We start from the raw sequence: 17,457 nt of genomic DNA on the forward strand, positions 1-17,457 counted from the left end.
AATATTTAAAAAGTGGTTTTAACATCACTTTGCTCTTTAAAAATCTGGAAAGCTGACTAAACAAACTGATTCAGTTTGTTTGTAAAAGTTCTCAAATGTTGATTCTTCGGAATTAACACCAAACACATTCAAGTGTTCTTGGTTTCATCACTTCTCCAGAGGTGATGAACAATATTTGAGTCCGGCGAAATCGTTCATCGCTTTATGTTTCCGCTTTTTAAGAAAAAGCAGAGGCAAAAAGGGTGAACATTGTTCTTAAGAACAACCTTGGTTGTTTAAACCTGCGAAACCTCTTGGGGTTGTATGGTTAAGTGACTAAGCGTACACGGTGGATGCCTTGGCAGTCAGAGGCGATGAAGGACGTAGTAACTTGCGATAAGCCCAGATAAGGCAGTAACAGCCATTTGAATCTGGGATGTCCGAATGGGGAAACCCACTGGCATAAGCCAGTATCCCACACTGAATACATAGGTGTGTGGAGGCGAACTCGGGGAACTGAAACATCTAAGTACCCGAAGGAAAAGAAATCAATTGAGATTCCGGCAGTAGTGGCGAGCGACCCCGGATTAGCCCTTAAGCGTTTTATGAGTTAGTGGAAGCCTCTGGAAAGTGGCGCGATACAGGGTGATAGCCCCGTACACGACGGCTTATTTAACGTGAAAACGAGTAGGACGGGACACGTGTTATCTTGTCTGAAGATGGGGGGACCATCCTCCAAGGCTAAATACTCCTGACTGACCGATAGTGAACCAGTACCGTGAGGGAAAGGCGAAAAGAACCCCTGTGAGGGGAGTGAAACAGAACCTGAAACCGTGTACGTACAAGCAGTGGGAGCCTACGTGTTAGGTGACTGCGTACCTTTTGTATAATGGGTCAGCGACTTACGTTATGTAGCAAGGTTAACCGCATAGGGGAGCCGTAGGGAAACCGAGTCTTAACTGGGCGATGAGTTGCATGACGTAGACCCGAAACCGAGTGATCTAGCCATGGGCAGGTTGAAGATTGAGTAACATCAATTGGAGGACCGAACCGACTAATGTTGAAAAATTAGCGGATGACTTGTGGCTAGGGGTGAAAGGCCAATCAAACTCGGAGATAGCTGGTTCTCCCCGAAAGCTATTTAGGTAGCGCCTCGGACGAATACTACTGGGGGTAGAGCACTGTTAAGGCTAGGGGGTCATCCCGACTTACCAACCCTTTGCAAACTCCGAATACCAGTAAGTACTATCCGGGAGACACACGGCGGGTGCTAACGTCCGTCGTGGAGAGGGAAACAACCCAGACCGCCAGCTAAGGTCCCCAAGTTATCGCTAAGTGGGAAACGATGTGGGAAGGCTCAGACAGCCAGGATGTTGGCTTAGAAGCAGCCATCATTTAAAGAAAGCGTAATAGCTCACTGGTCGAGTCGGCCTGCGCGGAAGATGTAACGGGGCTAAGCGATACACCGAAGCTGCGGCAGATATTTATATCTGGGTAGGGGAGCGTTCTGTAAGCCGTAGAAGGTGGTCTGTAAGGGCTGCTGGAGGTATCAGAAGTGCGAATGCTGACATGAGTAACGACAAAGGGGGTGAAAAACCTCCTCGCCGGAAGACCAAGGGTTCCTGTCCAACGTTAATCGGGGCAGGGTAAGTCGGCCCCTAAGGCGAGGCCGAAAGGCGTAGTCGATGGGAAACGGGTTAATATTCCCGTACTGCTGATAACTGCGATGGGGGGACGGAGAAGGCTAGGTGGGCCTCGCGACGGTTGTCGAGGTTCAAGTGCGTAGGTGGGTGTCTTAGGCAAATCCGGGACGCCATACACTGAGACACGATGTCGAGTCACTACGGTGATGAAGTCATTGATGCCATGCTTCCGGGAAAAGCCTCTAAGCTTCAGGTTATCAGGAACCGTACCCCAAACCGACACAGGTGGTCGGGTAGAGAATACCAAGGCGCTTGAGAGAACTCGGGTGAAGGAACTAGGCAAAATGGTACCGTAACTTCGGGAGAAGGTACGCTGCCCATGGTGAAGTCCCTTGCGGATGGAGCTGAGGGCAGTCGCAGATACCAGGTGGCTGCAACTGTTTATTAAAAACATAGCACTGTGCAAAATCGAAAGATGACGTATACGGTGTGACGCCTGCCCGGTGCCGGAAGGTTAATTGATGGGGTTAGACTTCGGTCGAAGCTCTTGATCGAAGCCCCGGTAAACGGCGGCCGTAACTATAACGGTCCTAAGGTAGCGAAATTCCTTGTCGGGTAAGTTCCGACCTGCACGAATGGCGTAATGATGGCCACGCTGTCTCCACCCGAGACTCAGTGAAATTGAAATCGCAGTGAAGATGCTGTGTACCCGCGGCTAGACGGAAAGACCCCGTGAACCTTTACTACAGCTTGGCACTGAACATTGAGCCTACATGTGTAGGATAGGTGGGAGGCTTTGAAACACAGACGCCAGTTTGTGTGGAGCCGACCTTGAAATACCACCCTTGTATGTTTGATGTTCTAACTTAGGTCCCTCATCGGGATTGAGGACAGTGCCTGGTGGGTAGTTTGACTGGGGCGGTCTCCTCCCAAAGCGTAACGGAGGAGCACGAAGGTGGGCTAATCACGGTCGGACATCGTGAGGTTAGTGCAATGGCATAAGCCCGCTTGACTGCGAGAATGACGGTTCGAGCAGGTGCGAAAGCAGGTCATAGTGATCCGGTGGTTCTGAATGGAAGGGCCATCGCTCAACGGATAAAAGGTACTCCGGGGATAACAGGCTGATACCGCCCAAGAGTTCATATCGACGGCGGTGTTTGGCACCTCGATGTCGGCTCATCACATCCTGGGGCTGAAGTCGGTCCCAAGGGTATGGCTGTTCGCCATTTAAAGTGGTACGCGAGCTGGGTTTAGAACGTCGTGAGACAGTTCGGTCCCTATCTGCCGTGGGCGTTGGATGATTGAGAGGGGCTGCTCCTAGTACGAGAGGACCGGAGTGGACGAACCTCTGGTGTTCGGGTTGTCACGCCAGTGGCATTGCCCGGTAGCTAAGTTCGGCATCGATAACCGCTGAAAGCATCTAAGCGGGAAGCGAGCCTCAAGATGAGTCATCCCTGATACTTTAAGTATCCTAAAGGGTTGTTGGAGACGACGACGTAGATAGGTCAGGTGTGTAAGCGCTGTGAGGCGTTGAGCTAACTGATACTAATTGCCCGTGAGGCTTAACCATACAACACCCAAGGGGTTTTGACGGACTCATATAGAACCTTGAATGTGTAGAGAATACAGAAACAGCTTTCCAGGATTTTGGTTTTTACCTTTTTTAAAGGTAAAGACTTAGCAGAATTTGCTTGGCGACCATAGCGTTATGGACCCACCTGACTCCATGCCGAACTCAGTAGTGAAACGTAACAGCGCCGATGGTAGTGTGGGGTCTCCCCATGTGAGAGTAGGACATCGCCAGGCTTCCAATTTAAGTGTGGAGCGGTAGTTCAGTTGGTTAGAATACCGGCCTGTCACGCCGGGGGTCGCGGGTTCGAGTCCCGTCCGCTCCGCCACTTCTTAAAGAGAAGCTAACTCTTAAAAACAGCAACAGGGGTGTAGCTCCAATTGGCAGAGCAGCGGATTCCAAATCCGCGTGTTGGGGGTTCGAATCCCTCCACCCCTGCCATATTCAAGCCTCAGCAGTAATGCTGAGGCTTTTTCATATATAGAATTTGGCTCTATGAGCCAATTGTTGGGGCTGGAGCGCCAATCCGTTTGATGGCAAGCCTCCGTCGAATTCCTCCACCCCTACCATCTTCAAGCCTCAGACTACGCGTCCCAGCAGCAATACTGGGGCTTTTCGCGCTTTGGGGTTTGGATTTGCTCTTTAATCCCTGTGCGGGAGTGGTGGTTTATGTGTATCCTTCAGGCTGGTTTAGTTCTTAAACGCTAATCGGCACTATGAATCAACTTCGAAGCCTTTGGGTTATTCTCTCTACCGCATTTCTTGTACTAGGCATTGCTCTCGTCTACTTTCTCGTTGATGTCCCTGACTCACCTCAGCTTGCTTCTGGTCAAGGTGCTGTGAAATGCCGCGAGTATAAAAATCCTTCGGAGATTGATGTCTCGAAGCCTTTGAACATTGCTGTATGGAATATCTATAAACAGCAGTTGGAAGGTTGGGATACTGAACTTAAGTCGCTGGCGGTGGATAACACCATCATTTTGCTTCAGGAAGCACAAACCAAACCACAAATGCTCAACTATTTGGAAGAGAGCGGTTGGCATAGTAATCAGGCCTATGCATTTGCGATTAATGGAGAGATCGCAGGTGTAATGACTTTGTCTGAAGCAGTACCAGAGACAGTGTGTGCCTACACCAAAGTTGAGCCTTATCTCCGATTACCAAAGAGTGCGTTGTACAGTGCTTTCTCGCTTTCCAATGGGGAGGTGTTGTCTGTGATTAACCTTCACAGTATCAATTTTACTTATGGTGTGACTGATTATTCTGAGCAATTGGATGTGTTGGTTGAAGCGGTAGAGCCACTTAATGGGCCTTTGATTATTGCAGGAGACTTAAACACCTGGAGTAATGAACGACTATCTGTCGTGAAAGATAAGTTAAGTGCGATTGGGCTAAAGGAAACGAATTTCCAGCCAGATGAAAGGCTACGGGTTTTCAGTCATCCGCTGGACCACGTATTTTACCGTGGGGTGGCGTTACAACACGCTAAATCTATTGATACTAACGCCTCTGACCATGCGAAGCTTGAAGCAAGTTTTGTGTTTGAAGACGCACAAGAAAAAGACAGCGACTAACGCTGCCTCTCTTCTTCAGATTGCCTGTGACATTTGGCCAACTGTTTCATTCGCATTGTAGAGTGGGCGCATCGCCTTCAATACATCCGAGCGGGAGATAACACCAACCAGACGATTATTTTCCAGTACTGGTAGGATATGAGGTTTACTCATTTTCGCTTCACGAACGCGGTCTTTAAGCGGTTTGCAGCTCAAGCTGGTTGCAATACCCATACCCGAAACAGGAAAGGCTTTTTCTTTGTCGACGACTAAAAACTCAGCGACATCAATCAGGCTTTCGTTGGCGCTAAGAGCCGTCACATCATCATTCATCAGGTCGCCTACGCATTGATCTGCATCTGGTAGGTAGTCCTCACACCATAGGTTGACCATCACATCGTGCACTGAGAAGAAACCGACCACGTGCAACTGATTGTTGCAAACCGGCGCACCAGTCAGTTGGTTAGAAAGCAGCACATCGATAGCATCTGCAGTGCGATCAGTGGCTTTAAAAACGATAGGGCTGGTATTCATCAGATCTTTAACTTTCATTTCGTTCATCATGGCAGAATCCTTACTGGCTTTATTGAGTGTCACTGGCGAGTTGACGGCCAGCATTTCAGGTTGTTGCATTTGCTTTGTATAAATACCCCAGTTGGCAAGGCCAACCAGTACAGCGCCACCGACAATGTTGCCAAGTGTCACTGGAATAAGGTTATTAACGACAAAATGGGAAACAGTTAAGTCAGCGTAACTTGATGCTGATACACCTAATTGAATCCAGAAAGCGTCCGGTGAAAAATGAGAAATGACGATACCCAGCGGAACCATAAACATATTGGCGATGCTGTGTTCGAAACCGCTGGACACGAACATGGCAACAGGCAACATCGTCATCACAGCTTTGACGACAGGATTTGCAGAGCAAAAGGTTAGCCAAATCGCTGTGCAGACAAGAATGTTACAGAGCACGCCGAGTGTGAAAGCTTCAAGCCAAGTGTGGTGGAGCTTATGCTGTGCGATATTGAGTGCATTCAACCCCCATTGACCGCCATCCAGTTGGTATAGCCCTGCTGCTGTTACCAACGCTAGCAAAATCATCGCCCCGATAAAGTTGCCGAGGTAGACCTTGCCCCAGGTGCTGAACAGCTTTCCGATGCCTACCTGATTGTTGGCCCAGGAGATACTCGAAAGCACTGTGCTGGTGAAGAGCTCCCCTTCAAAGATCACTATAAGTATCAGACCCATACTGAATGCGAGCCCGCCAATCAGCCTAGTCATTCCCCAACTTGCGCTGTCATTGCCTGTGGTGACTGTGATGTAGAAAAGAAACGCGAGGCTGATAAAGGCGCCAGCCAGCACTGCAAGACTGACGGTAGCTCCACTTCTTTTGCTGATTTTCTTCAGTGCATAGCGCTCTGCCTCGGACATCATTTCAGCCGCAGAGAAGCCTTTCACTGAGACGAAGTCGTGATCAGAATACGCAGTTGTCATTTCTTCCCCTCCTTTGTTGTTTCATATTGTTTTCCTTTTCCTTTTCCTTTTTCCTCGAGTCGGGCGGTGTACCTGACTTCCCTTTCAGACTAAGTGTGATTGAGTGGTCAAGTACAATTGATAATCCTTTGTTTTGTATTCAATTTTATTGATGAATTTTTTTAGGGTGTGTACAATAAATCCATAAAAATAAAGGGGTTTAACGTTCGCTGCTTTTCTGGGGGGGGAAGTCATGCGCTATTCACTTAAACAACTGGCAGTTTTCGATGCCGTTGCGGATTGCGGCAGCGTCAGTCAGGCGGCAGATATACTGGCTCTGACCCAGTCTGCGACCAGTATGTCGCTGTCACAGCTTGAGAAGATGTTAGGCAGACCGCTTTTTGAGCGAAAAGGGAAGCGCCTAATCCTGACGCATTGGGGAGCATGGCTTCGACCAAAGGCCAAGCGGTTGTTGAGAGACGCCAAGCAGATTGAAATGGGCTTCTATGACCAGCACCTGTTGAGCGGCGAAATCCGCCTTGGGGCAAGTCAAACTCCAGCAGAACACCTGGTTCCGGACCTTATCAGTATTATTGATTATGACTTTCCAGAAATTCGAATTTCCTTAGGCGTGCGAAGTACCAGCTCTATTATTCAGGGTGTATTGGATTACCGCTATGATCTGGGGATTATTGAAGGGCGGGTTGATGACAACCGGCTGCATCAGGAACCTTGGTGTACTGATCACCTAACGATCGTGGCAGCGGCCCACCACCCTTTTGCTAAAAGGGATCGGGTGAGTATGGCTCAGTTGGAGCAGGCTCAGTGGATTTTGCGCGAGCATGGTTCCGGGACAAGAATGGCATTTGAGAGTGCCATTTCTCGCCATATCGCTGACCTTGATGTTTGGCGCGAGTATGAACATATTCCAGTTATCCGAAGTCTTGTTGCCAATGGACTTTATGTCACCTGTTTACCTTACTTAGATGTTGAGCAGTATATAGAAGATGGAAAGTTGGTGGCGTTGAATGTACCGGAACTGGATATTTCACGCTCACTCTCTTTTGTTTGGCGAGCCGATATGGCGGAAAACCCGGTGGTGGATTGCTTTAAGCGGGAGGGTATCAGGATGATGAAGCGACACCCTATGGTGATGTAATCAATTTTGTTGATACAAAAAAGCCCGCAGCTAAAACGCTGCGCGCTTTTTTATTAACTAGAAGCTAAGCACTCACTTTGGTGACATCGATATATAGCTTTAGTTTTTGTCCTGGCTGAATATATGCGTTCTTTCTCAGTGAGTTCCATTTCACCAAATCTGACACTGACACCTTGTAGCGTGCGGCAATGCCGCTCAGTGAATCACCTTCACGGATTTGGTAGAAGATAGTGCGAATACGTGCGCCTTCATCGGCTTTTTTCCAGATCACCAAGTCCTGACCAATACGCAGCGGATCTTTCGGTGCCATGCCATTCCAGCGCGCCAGCGAAGTATGGGACACGCCGTGTTTGCGTGCGATTGTCCAGAAACTATCACCTTTTTTAACGGTATGAGTAAGTTTGATATCACCACGTTTCTTACTGGTTAGCTTGGCCAGGCGCTGTGGTGCACTTAGCGTGTACTGCCCCTCATCTTTTAGGGATACAGGAATCAGCAGGTGCTCGCCTACGCGGATATTGGTCCCTTTTAAGCTATTGGCACGTTGTATCACTTTTACTGTTGTATTGTGGCGCTTTGCAATCAGACCCAGAGAGTCACCGCTTTTCACTTTGTAGCGGGTGACTTTGATGCCCTGATTGTTGTTTTCTGTCAGGTTACTATTAAAGCGAGCCACATTTTCTTTTGGCAGCAGTAGGTGATTTGTACCGTCTGGCGCTGTCGCCCAGTGGTTATAAGCAGGGTTCAGGCTTTGAAGCTCAGACAGAGATAGACCAGCGTAGTTAGCTGCCAACGCCAAGTCCATCTGCATACCGGGCTCTACTTGTTCAACCACAGGTTTATTGGCAATCGCTGGCAGATCCAAACCATAACGTTCTTTGTTTTTTACCACATCTGCAACGGCGATCAGCTTAGGTACATAGCCGCTGGTCTCCTTTGGTAAAGACAGATGCCAGAAGTCAGTTGGTTGCCCCTTGGCCTTGTTCTTTTTGATTGCTCTGAACACGCGACCTTCACCGGTGTTATAAGCAGCCAGCGCATGCAGCCAGTCACCATCAAATTTCTTGTGTAGGTACTCCAACAAATCCAATGCAGCATCTGTTGATGCGACCACATCACGACGGCCGTCATACCACCAGTTTTGCTCAAGGCCAAAACGGCGGCCTGTGTCCGGCACAAACTGCCAAAGACCTGCTGCGCGACCATGTGAGTATGCAAATTGATCAAATGAGCTTTCTACAACAGGCAGAAGCGCGATTTCAAGAGGAATACCGCGCTCTTCTACTTTTTCAGTAATGAGGTAAAGGAAAGGTTCAGCGCGTTCAGCTACGGTTTTTAGATGCTGCGGATGTTTTAGGTACCAGTTGCGATAATAGTTAACACGCTTATTTTCCGGTACAGGCATCTCTAGCTGCATGGCAATCCGTTCCCAGACATCATCCTGCGTTTGTGGCGTGATGACAGGCTCGCGCTCCCCGACCTTTTCAGTTTCGACTGCCGTCTGAGCGACGTCAGTGTTTACGAGGGCTTCTTCCTGTTGCTCTGGCGTGTTAGTCGTGGTTCCAACATCACTCTGGCCGGTAATTTGGCATCCTGCGAGGAACATCGATCCAACTAGCACATAACGGAACTTCATTAATCTCTGACCTTTCAAAAAATGGCCGATGATGATACTCGGCCGGAACTCCTGCTTACAAGTGACTTGTGTCAAAATTCATCTTTCCAGCGTCGGAGCGCCGCAAAAGTTTCGGTATCCGTAGAGTCAGTCGCACCTTGACTCACGGCGGCTTTAACACTGTCTACATGGGCGCGGAGGAAGGGGTTAATACGCTTCTCTCGACCAATCGAACTGGGTAACGTCGGTATATTTTGGGCACGAACTGCCTGTGCTTCAACAACATACTCGTTAAGCGCAGTATTGTTCGGTTCTACCGCTTGAGCAAATTTCAGGTTCGAAAGCGTGTATTCATGCGCACAAAACACCAGTGTATTGTCGGGTAAAGATGCTAGGTGCGTCAGAGATTGGTGCATTTGTTTAGGTGTACCTTCGAACAATCTGCCACATCCACCTGAAAAGAGAGTGTCACCGCAGAACAGCATGCCTTCAGCGTAATAAGCAATGTGGTCCAACGTATGTCCCGGAACTTGGAAAGCTGTAAACTCAACATTGAACAGTGTAAAACTGTCACCATGTTTGAGCTTTTTATTGACCATGGGGAAGCGCTCGGTCGTTGGGCCATAAATTGTGAGATTTGGAAAGTGCTCCAGCAATGTACGGATACCACCGATGTGGTCATTGTGATGGTGGGTAACCAGTATCCCATCTAGCGCCAGCCCTTCGTTTTTCAGGGTTTCAAGCACGGGCGCAGCATCACCTGGATCGACGACAACGCAATGATTGTCATCATTTTTTAGCAGCCAGATGTAATTATCAGAGAATGCGGGTATGCTTGTTACAGATAGCATTGAATCTCTCCAGCTATAACTCAAAAACACTATGAAACCAGCACGCAGCCAACGTCCACTGGAATACCCATATACTTGGGATCAATTCGCACATGGTGAATGGGCTTGCACGCACGTACAAACGCGGCTGGACGAGTGGTTACCCAGACTGTTTGGTTATCACATGCTGAAGCTTGGTGGCCTGAGTTGCGAGATGGCGACAGGTCATTGTAACATTCAGCATCAGGTCTGTATTGATAAGCTCAATCCACTGAGAAACATGGAGGCTGAGAGCTACGACCTGCCTTTCCTCGATAAAGCCTTCGACGTTTGTATTCTGGCCAATCAGCTTGATTACACCGATGACCCTCACCGGCTGTTGCGCGAAATTGACCGTGTCATGATAGACGATGGTTACCTGATCCTCTCAGGAGTAAATCCCAGTAGTTTGATGGGGATCGGTCGATTAATTCCTTGGCGTAAGAATCAACTGCCTTGGAGTGGACGGATGTTTACACCATTAAGGGTGAGGGACTGGTTGGGAGTGCTGAATTACGAAATTGTGGAAATGTCATGTTTCGGACTGATTCCGGCGACGCGTCACCGTACATGTGGCGTATGGTTTGAGAATGCCTGCTCAGGACTGTTACCAGCAATTGGCTCGCTCTATTTTATTGTTGCCCGCAAGCGAACTTATCCCCTTAAGCCAATCAAACCGAAATGGAAGCTCAAAAAGTCGCTATCGCCGGTGAGTATGAATTACCGCACCGGCGGTTGAGATATTTACTCGGAAGGGATGTAACCTTCATCTGGCCCTGTCGGGTTTTCTGCCGCTGTTCTTGCTAATTCATCACAGCGTTCGTTTTCCGGGTGCCCCGCATGGCCTTTCACCCATTGCCAGTCTACAGTATGACGCTGGGTTTCAGTATCCAGACGTTGCCAAAGATCAGCATTTTTTACAGGTTTCTTGTCTGCTGTTTTCCAGCCGCGCTTCTTCCAGTTATGTATCCATTGAGTGATGCCTTGACGCACATATTGACTGTCTGTCGTCAGTGTCACGCTGCAGGATTCTTTCAGGCTTGCCAGACCAACAATGGCAGCCAGCAGTTCCATGCGGTTGTTGGTGGTGAGATTGAAGCCCTCGCTCATCTCTTTTTCATGCTGTTTATAGCGCATGACCACGCCATAACCACCTGGTCCCGGATTGCCGAGACAAGAACCGTCCGTGAAAATTTCTACCTGCTTGACCATATTTGTTAGTATCTGAGGAAATCAATCGCCAAGTCTGACACAAGTGCCGCTATGAAAGCCAGTTACGACAGAATTATCGTTCTCGATACCGAAACCACGGGTATGAACCGTGAAGGTGGTCCGCATTATGAAGGACACCGCATCATTGAAATTGGTGCAGTGGAAATCATCAACCGCAAGCTGACCGGTCGCCATTTCCATGTGTACATCAAACCTGATCGCGACATCGATCCGGAAGCGATCTCCGTACACGGTATTACTGATGAGTTTTTGCGTGATAAGCCGGAATACGGTGACATTCACGCTGAGTTTATCGAGTTCATTAAAGGCGCGGAGCTTGTTGCTCATAACGCGTCCTTCGATACCGGCTTCATGGACTATGAATTCCTGATGCTGGATCCATCGATCGGCAAAACCGACGACTTCTGCAAGGTGACTGATACGCTTGCCATGGCGAAGAAAATCTTTCCGGGCAAACGAAACAATCTTGATATTCTCTGTGAACGCTACGGCATAGATAACTCGCACCGCACCCTTCATGGCGCTTTGCTCGATGCCGAGATTTTGGCTGACGTTTACCTGTTAATGACAGGTGGCCAGACCACGTTGAAATTCAGTGGCAGTGAGTCAAACGATGATGGCGGCGGTGGTGAAGCCATCCGGCGTGTCGAAGCGGGTACGAAAAAGCTAAAGATTATCAGTGCCTCTGCCGATGAACTAAGTGAACATGAAAAGCAGTTGGATATCATCGAAAAGAATGGCAGCTGTTTGTGGAGGCAACAGGAGAGTGTATGAAAACAAGGTGGGCTGGATTGCTGCTCACTCTGCTGATGGCGTTCAATGTCGCAGCGGAGCAGACATCGGATCGTGATATACGGTTGCTTAATAACCGCTTTCGTATCGATTCCACCATCACTCAGGTTGCTTTTGTTATCTATCGCCAAAATCCAAGTCGTCCGGTTGTGCTTGTGCAGCCGGATGGTTCCAAGCTTTACGAGTTTCGCCATCCCGATAATGTCTCCTGGCACAAAGAGCCGGATATGGACATTATCTCGATTCAAAACCCGATGCCGGGTCCTTGGCAGGCCATTGGTAAGGTGACTCCCAAAAACAAAATCCGCATTCTTTCAGAGCTCAGTATGAAGGTGGATACCTTCCCTGATCGGCTATACCAAGGTGAAACCCTTAAGTTTACCGCCCGTTTGATGCAAGGCGATGTACCTTTGAACCTGAGGGATTTTCTTGATCGGGTTGAGCTGACCGTCACCTTCACTGAATTTCTGGTAAGTGTGGATGATATTCCCGTCGATCAACGACCACAGGCTATGTCGCTTGGACGCTTCAAAGATGATGGGGCAGGATTGGATGAATACGCAGGTGATGGTGTATTTACTGTTGAATTGCCTATCAACGTCCACCCTGGCAAGTATCGTGCGCGGGTCACCTCTGGTAACGGCGTTTTTTTCCGAACCTTAGAGCAGGAAGTGTTGGTGTATCCGACTCCTTTGATGGCAACCTTCAAACAAAGCCGCAAAAAAGCCTTACCGCACCACTTGCTGGTAGAGTCGGACACCGCAAGTATTGAACCTGGTTCAATCGCTGCGCATTCCGAATTTACTGACCCTAATGGTAAGCCATCTGTATATCAAGGTGTTGCTGAGGGAGACTATACGGTACTGACGGTAGATATTGATAACTTCGAAGAGCCGGGGCGCCACAAGTGGCATGCTTGGCTCTATGGAACGGACAAGCTCTCTGGTCGTCCACTGGTGTTCCAATTGCCTGAGCAGACTTTTGCGGTAGCGGATTACGAAGCTATCGAGCAAGCGAAACGTGAGCGTGAAGAACGAGAGGCTGAGCGCCAACGTATTGAAGATGAGCGCATTGCGGCCGAGAAGCGCGAAGCAGACAGAAAGACGGCGATGACTACGATCATCGGTGGCAATATTTTGTTGCTTATTCTGGCTGTTGGCGGCTGGTTTGTAGTACGCATCATCAAGCGTAAGAAGCTGGCAGCAGAGACGGAAGAAGAGTTGGAAGCGCCTCCATCGGAAGAGCCGGATAAAGCGGCTTAACGGGAATTTACGTAAAAAGAAAAGGAGAAGCCAGGCTTCTCCTTTTGTCGTTATTAAGCGGCGTGTACCACTTTATCAAGCATTTTGCTTGCTGCAGCTAACTCAGTAGGGTCAAAGTCATCAACATTGATGGTTTCGAGACGTCCTTCCTCCGCAATGCGCAGGGTTTCCGCTTCTTTTTCTGAGATGACACCTTCTCGAAGACCCATTTCGGCCACTTTATCTAGGAACATGAATGGCAGTTTCTGACCAGTCGAATCGCACACTTTCTGGTAGATAGGCTCTGCTGCAAGAATATCCAGTAAGGCTTTCTCAATCTTACCTACCGCATTGTGTTCAGACGCTTCCAAGAACTGGCCACGGCCAATGCGACTTCGGGTTTCCCCAGGTGTTTGCAAAATCGCAGCTACTTTGCCATCCAGTATATCACTTGGTTTGGTGCGGCGGGTGCCAAATGGGAACAGCAGAACACGCAGCGGAGTTGCTACCCAGCGGGCAGGGAAGTTTGCCAGGAAATCATCCAGCGCTTCCTCCGCCTGATATAAGGCGTCTTGCATTCCCCAGTGAACCAGAGGTAAATCGGCTTTCTGGTAACCTTCATCCGAGTAACGCTTCATGGTTGCCGAAGCGAGATACAGTTGGCTCAATACATCACCCAGACGCGCAGAAAGACGTTCTTTGCGTTTCAGGTTGCCGCCCAGCACTGCCATTGAAATATCAGACAACAAAGCCAGATTAGACGCGTAGCGGTTCATTTGTTGGTAGTAACGTGCCGTTTCGTCTTTGCGAGGTACACTGGAAGTGCGGCCATCAGTCAGGCCCAGCCAGACAGAGCGAACCAGATTGCTGATCACAAAGCCAACATGGCCAAACAATGCCTGGTCAAAACCAGCCAAAGCTTCACGCTCGTCTTCTTTGTAGGCAGCATTCATTTCTTCCAGAACGAATGGATGGCAGCGGATAGCGCCCTGACCGAAGATGATCATCGAACGGGTAAGAATGTTCGCACCTTCTACGGTGATGGCAATAGGGGCACTTTGATAGCCACGGGCCAAGAAGTTTTTCGAGCCCATACAGATACCCTTACCACCAACCACGTCCATAGCGTCAATCACACTACGCTGGCCTCGGTGGGTACAATGGTATTTTACAATGGCAGAGATCACCGACGGTTTCTCGCCCAAGTCGATACCAGCCACAGTCAGTGCACTTGCAGCATCCATGACATAAGCATTACCACCGATGCGCGCCAAAGGCTCTTCAATGCCTTCCATTTTACCAATAGGCAGTTTGAACTGACGGCGGATACGTGCATATGCACCAGTTGCCAGCGCAGCAGTTTTGACACCGCCCGTAGAGTTTGAAGGTAGCGTAATGCCGCGGCCAACCGACAGACATTCAACCAGCATACGCCAACCCTGACCTGCCATTTCCGGACCGCCAATGATGAAATCAAGTGGAACGAAGATGTCCTCTCCGCGGGTAGGGCCATTTTGGAACGGCAGGTTCAATGGGAAATGACGGCGACCAATGTCGACGCCTTCAATATCAGTAGGGATTAGCGCACAGGTGATACCCATATCTTCCTGATCGCCTAGCAGGCCTTCTGGATCTTTCAGTTTAAATGCAAGACCGAGCACTGTCGCCACCGGTGCCAGCGTGATATAGCGCTTGTTCCAGGTGATTGACATACCCAGTACTTCTTTGCCTTGCCAAATGCCTTTAGTGACCACACCTTCATCCGGGATAGAACCTGCATCAGAGCCTGCTTCAGGGCTAGTCAGTGCGAAACATGGAATTTCAAGACCGCTTGCCAGACGTGGCAGGTAGTAATCTTTTTGATCTGTGGTGCCATAGTGTTGCAACAGCTCGCCAGGCCCCAGGCTATTAGGCACACCGACTGTTGAAGAAAGCACGCCGGAAACACCGGTCAACTTTTGTAAAACCAGCGATTGCGCGTAAGCAGAAAACTCCAGACCACCGTATTCCTTTTTGATGATCATGGCAAAGAACTTGTTGTCCTTCAGGTATTGCCAGACTTCTGGTGGTAGATCCGCCAGTTCATGGGTGACTTGGTAGTCATTGACCATACGGCACACTTCATTGACTGGGCCGTCCAAGAATGCGCGCTCTTCTGCACTGAGGCGCGGCGCTGGGATATCATGTAATTTGTTCCAATCCGGTGCACCGCGGAATAGATCAGCTTCCCACCAGACCGTACCTGCGTCGATTGCTTCTTTTTCGGTCTGGGACATTTCCGGCATCACGCCTTTAAACATCTTCAGTGCAGGTTTACTCAGCCAAGATTCACGGAATGAGCGAACGTTCAAAGGAATGGCAATCGCAATGAACACCAGCCAGCTGATTTGGCCAACAATGCCCATCACTGAGCCAACAATTAACATTACCGCGGCAGCGGCGGTGAAGAGTTTCAAGCCGGCGCGGTGATACGCGAGTATTGCTAATAGGGCAAGAAACGTTATTAGGTACAGGGTTGTTGCCATTTTCGGTTCTCCTTATCCTTCAACCCAATCTTATAATGGTAAGAGGTCATACCACTTAATTGTAAGCAGGTTTTTAAGAGAATGTAAAACAGTGACTGGTAAAAATGTGCGCACAACTTAACAGAGAATTTTAATGAAACAGTGTTCATTTTTCAGTCGATTGTTTTTGCAGGGTAATCATAAGGTGAGGCGGATTATCGACAGCTTCATCTTTTTGCGGGTACACTGCTCCTATTATTTTTGGGCGCTTGCCCTGTTACTAAATCCTCCTGATCGTCATAAGTGGTGCGGTTGGGAATGGACGACTCAACAAAAAATAGAGAATTGCCCATGTACCAAGATCTTATTCGTTCAGAGCTCAATGAAGCGGCTCAGGTGCTCAACGCTTTTCTAAGTGACGAGAAAAACATTGCAGACATTGAAGCCGCAGCAAAACTGCTGGCAGACTCGTTTAAAGCCGGTGGTAAAGTGCTGTCTTGCGGCAATGGTGGTTCGCACTGTGATGCGATGCACTTTGCTGAAGAGCTGACCGGTCGTTACCGTGAAAACCGCCCAGGCTATCCCGCAATTGCAATTTCTGACCCAAGCCACCTTTCTTGTGTGTCGAACGACTTTGGCTACGAGTACGTTTTCTCTCGCTATGTTCAGGCGGTGGGCGCAAAAGGTGATGTGCTGTTTGGTCTATCGACCTCTGGCAATTCTGGTAACGTGTTGAAAGCAATCGATGCAGCAAAAGAGAAAGGCATGAAAAGCATCATGCTAACTGGTAAAGACGGTGGCAAGATGGCAGGTCTGGCGGACATCGAAATTCGTGTCCCACACTTTGGTTATGCGGATCGTATCCAGGAAGTGCATATCAAGATTATTCACATTCTGATCCAGCTTGTTGAAAAAGAAATGGAAAAATAAGGATAACGTAAAGGAATGTGTGAACTGCTTGGCATGAGTGCCAATGTACCAACGGACATTTGTTTTAGCTTTACTGGCTTAATCCAGCGCGGAGGCAATACTGGGCCTCACCGCGATGGCTGGGGTATCGTCTTTTATGAAGGTAAAGGGTTTAGAACTTTTAAAGACCCGAACCCAAGCTGCGACTCTAAAATTGCTGAGCTTGTTCAGAGCTATCCGATCAAAAGCTGCGCCGTGATCAGTCATATTCGTCAGGCTAATCGCGGTGAAGTGAGTCTTGTGAATACCCATCCGTTTACCCGTGAGAACTGGGGACGGTACTGGACCTATGCCCACAATGGGCAATTGTCAGACTATGAAAATTTACCGACAGGACACTTTAAACCTGTGGGTGAAACAGATAGTGAAAAAGCCTTCTGCTATTTGCTGCATGAGATTGAAAAACACTACCCTGATAAACCAGATGATATGACGGAAGTGTTCCGTTTTATCGCCAGTCGTTGTGACAAACTTCGTGAACTGGGCGTGTTTAACATGCTGTTCAGTGATGGTGACTATGTGATGGCGTATTGCACTAATAACCTTCACTGGATTACCCGTCGTGCACCATTTGGTAAGGCTAGCCTTATAGATGAAGAAGTGACGGTCGACTTTCAGGAGGAGACGACACCGAATGACGTGGTGACAGTGATTGCGACACAGCCTCTGACCAACAATGAAACCTGGCACAAGATGCAGCCGGGTGAGTATTGCGTGTTCCATTTAGGTGAAGTGATCACCTGCAATCGCGCTGATATTGCAGCGAAGTCAGTGGAGGAAGCAAACGAATCTGGCTCGTAACGCTGACTTTCAGACAATGAAAAAACGCGCCATGATGGCGCGTTTTTGTATCTGGT

General features: G+C 48.8%; 12 protein-coding genes, 2 tRNA genes and 2 rRNA genes. 11 read left to right on the forward strand and 5 right to left on the reverse strand.

The genetic code is table 11. The features are described 5' to 3' along the window. The first annotated feature begins 305 nt into the window (after window positions 1–305). From VP504_RS15100 to VP504_RS15120, 5 genes are all read left to right on the forward strand, one after another. Window positions 306–3,192: ribosomal RNA gene (locus VP504_RS15100) — 23S ribosomal RNA — on the forward strand. Between the two features lie 120 nt (window positions 3,193–3,312). Next, window positions 3,313–3,428 (forward strand): 5S ribosomal RNA (gene rrf, locus VP504_RS15105). A 15-nt stretch (window positions 3,429–3,443) separates the two neighbouring features. Then, a tRNA-Asp gene (locus tag VP504_RS15110) sits at window positions 3,444–3,520 on the forward strand. 36 nt (window positions 3,521–3,556) lie between these two features. Next, window positions 3,557–3,633: transfer RNA gene (locus VP504_RS15115), tRNA-Trp, on the forward strand. A gap of 275 nt (window positions 3,634–3,908) precedes the next feature. Then, on the forward strand, window positions 3,909–4,766 hold the full coding sequence (locus VP504_RS15120) for an endonuclease/exonuclease/phosphatase family protein (RefSeq protein WP_325891894.1): 858 nt from the start codon (window positions 3,909–3,911) through the stop codon (window positions 4,764–4,766). A gap of 15 nt (window positions 4,767–4,781) precedes the next feature. Here VP504_RS15120 and focA read toward each other — a convergent pair whose 3' ends face one another. Then, a complete protein-coding gene (focA, locus tag VP504_RS15125) occupies window positions 4,782–6,239 on the reverse strand; it encodes a formate transporter FocA (RefSeq protein WP_325891895.1) in 1,458 nt (485 codons plus the stop codon). A 232-nt stretch (window positions 6,240–6,471) separates the two neighbouring features. Between focA and VP504_RS15130 the strand changes: the two genes are divergently transcribed. Then, on the forward strand, window positions 6,472–7,377 hold the full coding sequence (locus VP504_RS15130) for a LysR substrate-binding domain-containing protein (RefSeq protein ID WP_325891897.1): 906 nt from the start codon (window positions 6,472–6,474) through the stop codon (window positions 7,375–7,377). 64 nt (window positions 7,378–7,441) lie between these two features. On the opposite strand, the gene VP504_RS15135 is transcribed toward VP504_RS15130, so the two are convergent. Together VP504_RS15135 and gloB are read right to left on the reverse strand one after the other, a co-directional pair. Then, window positions 7,442–9,013 carry a lytic transglycosylase gene (locus VP504_RS15135; RefSeq protein ID WP_325891899.1) on the reverse strand — a complete coding sequence of 524 codons (1,572 nt, stop codon included), beginning with the start codon at window positions 9,011–9,013 and terminating at the stop codon, window positions 7,442–7,444. 71 nt (window positions 9,014–9,084) lie between these two features. Then, on the reverse strand, window positions 9,085–9,843 hold the full coding sequence (gene gloB / locus VP504_RS15140) for a hydroxyacylglutathione hydrolase (protein WP_325891900.1): 759 nt from the start codon (window positions 9,841–9,843) through the stop codon (window positions 9,085–9,087). Window positions 9,844–9,874: 31 nt separating this feature from the next. Between gloB and VP504_RS15145 the strand changes: the two genes are divergently transcribed. Next, the gene (locus VP504_RS15145; RefSeq protein WP_325891901.1) at window positions 9,875–10,600 is read left to right on the forward strand and encodes a methyltransferase domain-containing protein; all 726 of its coding nucleotides are present in this window, start codon (window positions 9,875–9,877) and stop codon (window positions 10,598–10,600) included. A gap of 5 nt (window positions 10,601–10,605) precedes the next feature. On the opposite strand, the gene rnhA is transcribed toward VP504_RS15145, so the two are convergent. Continuing rightward, on the reverse strand, window positions 10,606–11,073 hold the full coding sequence (gene rnhA, locus VP504_RS15150) for a ribonuclease HI (protein ID WP_325891902.1): 468 nt from the start codon (window positions 11,071–11,073) through the stop codon (window positions 10,606–10,608). A gap of 51 nt (window positions 11,074–11,124) precedes the next feature. Between rnhA and dnaQ the strand changes: the two genes are divergently transcribed. Together dnaQ and VP504_RS15160 are read left to right on the forward strand one after the other, a co-directional pair. Next, window positions 11,125–11,868: a DNA polymerase III subunit epsilon gene (gene dnaQ / locus VP504_RS15155; protein ID WP_325891903.1), complete on the forward strand. Its 744-nt coding sequence runs from the start codon at window positions 11,125–11,127 to the stop codon at window positions 11,866–11,868. Further along, entirely contained in the window at window positions 11,865–13,148 is a 1,284-nt protein-coding gene (locus VP504_RS15160) for a TIGR03503 family protein (protein ID WP_325891904.1), read from the forward strand. The genes dnaQ and VP504_RS15160 overlap by 4 nt, the downstream gene beginning before the upstream one ends. A gap of 53 nt (window positions 13,149–13,201) precedes the next feature. Here the strand turns inward: VP504_RS15160 and fadE are convergent, their stop codons facing one another. Further along, window positions 13,202–15,652 carry an acyl-CoA dehydrogenase FadE gene (gene fadE / locus VP504_RS15165; RefSeq protein WP_325891905.1) on the reverse strand — a complete coding sequence of 817 codons (2,451 nt, stop codon included), beginning with the start codon at window positions 15,650–15,652 and terminating at the stop codon, window positions 13,202–13,204. Between the two features lie 330 nt (window positions 15,653–15,982). On the opposite strand from fadE, the gene lpcA reads away from it, so the two are divergent. Both lpcA and VP504_RS15175 read left to right on the forward strand, forming a co-directional pair. Then, window positions 15,983–16,561, forward strand: coding sequence for a D-sedoheptulose 7-phosphate isomerase (gene lpcA / locus VP504_RS15170; protein WP_325891906.1), 579 nt, complete (start codon window positions 15,983–15,985; stop codon window positions 16,559–16,561). Window positions 16,562–16,576: 15 nt separating this feature from the next. Further along, the gene (locus tag VP504_RS15175; RefSeq protein WP_325891907.1) at window positions 16,577–17,401 is read left to right on the forward strand and encodes a class II glutamine amidotransferase; all 825 of its coding nucleotides are present in this window, start codon (window positions 16,577–16,579) and stop codon (window positions 17,399–17,401) included. The last annotated feature ends 56 nt before the right edge of the window (window positions 17,402–17,457 follow it).

The sequence above is a fragment of the Grimontia sp. NTOU-MAR1 genome (genome assembly GCF_035758505.1).
GTDB classification, from domain to species: Bacteria; Pseudomonadota; Gammaproteobacteria; order Enterobacterales; family Vibrionaceae; genus Enterovibrio; species Enterovibrio marinus.

What these genes read in the sequence shown, in the direction of transcription:
- VP504_RS15120 (WP_325891894.1), top strand. Translation starts at nt 3,909, where the DNA reads ATGAATCAACTTCGAAGCCTTTGGGTTATTCTCTCTACCGCATTTCTT.
- focA (WP_325891895.1), bottom strand. Translation starts at nt 6,239, where the DNA reads ATGACAACTGCGTATTCTGATCACGACTTCGTCTCAGTGAAAGGCTTC.
- VP504_RS15130 (WP_325891897.1), top strand. Translation starts at nt 6,472, where the DNA reads ATGCGCTATTCACTTAAACAACTGGCAGTTTTCGATGCCGTTGCGGAT.
- VP504_RS15135 (WP_325891899.1), bottom strand. Translation starts at nt 9,013, where the DNA reads ATGAAGTTCCGTTATGTGCTAGTTGGATCGATGTTCCTCGCAGGATGC.
- gloB (WP_325891900.1), bottom strand. Translation starts at nt 9,843, where the DNA reads ATGCTATCTGTAACAAGCATACCCGCATTCTCTGATAATTACATCTGG.
- VP504_RS15145 (WP_325891901.1), top strand. Translation starts at nt 9,875, where the DNA reads ATGAAACCAGCACGCAGCCAACGTCCACTGGAATACCCATATACTTGG.
- rnhA (WP_325891902.1), bottom strand. Translation starts at nt 11,073, where the DNA reads ATGGTCAAGCAGGTAGAAATTTTCACGGACGGTTCTTGTCTCGGCAAT.
- dnaQ (WP_325891903.1), top strand. Translation starts at nt 11,125, where the DNA reads ATGAAAGCCAGTTACGACAGAATTATCGTTCTCGATACCGAAACCACG.
- VP504_RS15160 (WP_325891904.1), top strand. Translation starts at nt 11,865, where the DNA reads ATGAAAACAAGGTGGGCTGGATTGCTGCTCACTCTGCTGATGGCGTTC.
- fadE (WP_325891905.1), bottom strand. Translation starts at nt 15,652, where the DNA reads ATGGCAACAACCCTGTACCTAATAACGTTTCTTGCCCTATTAGCAATA.
- lpcA (WP_325891906.1), top strand. Translation starts at nt 15,983, where the DNA reads ATGTACCAAGATCTTATTCGTTCAGAGCTCAATGAAGCGGCTCAGGTG.
- VP504_RS15175 (WP_325891907.1), top strand. Translation starts at nt 16,577, where the DNA reads ATGTGTGAACTGCTTGGCATGAGTGCCAATGTACCAACGGACATTTGT.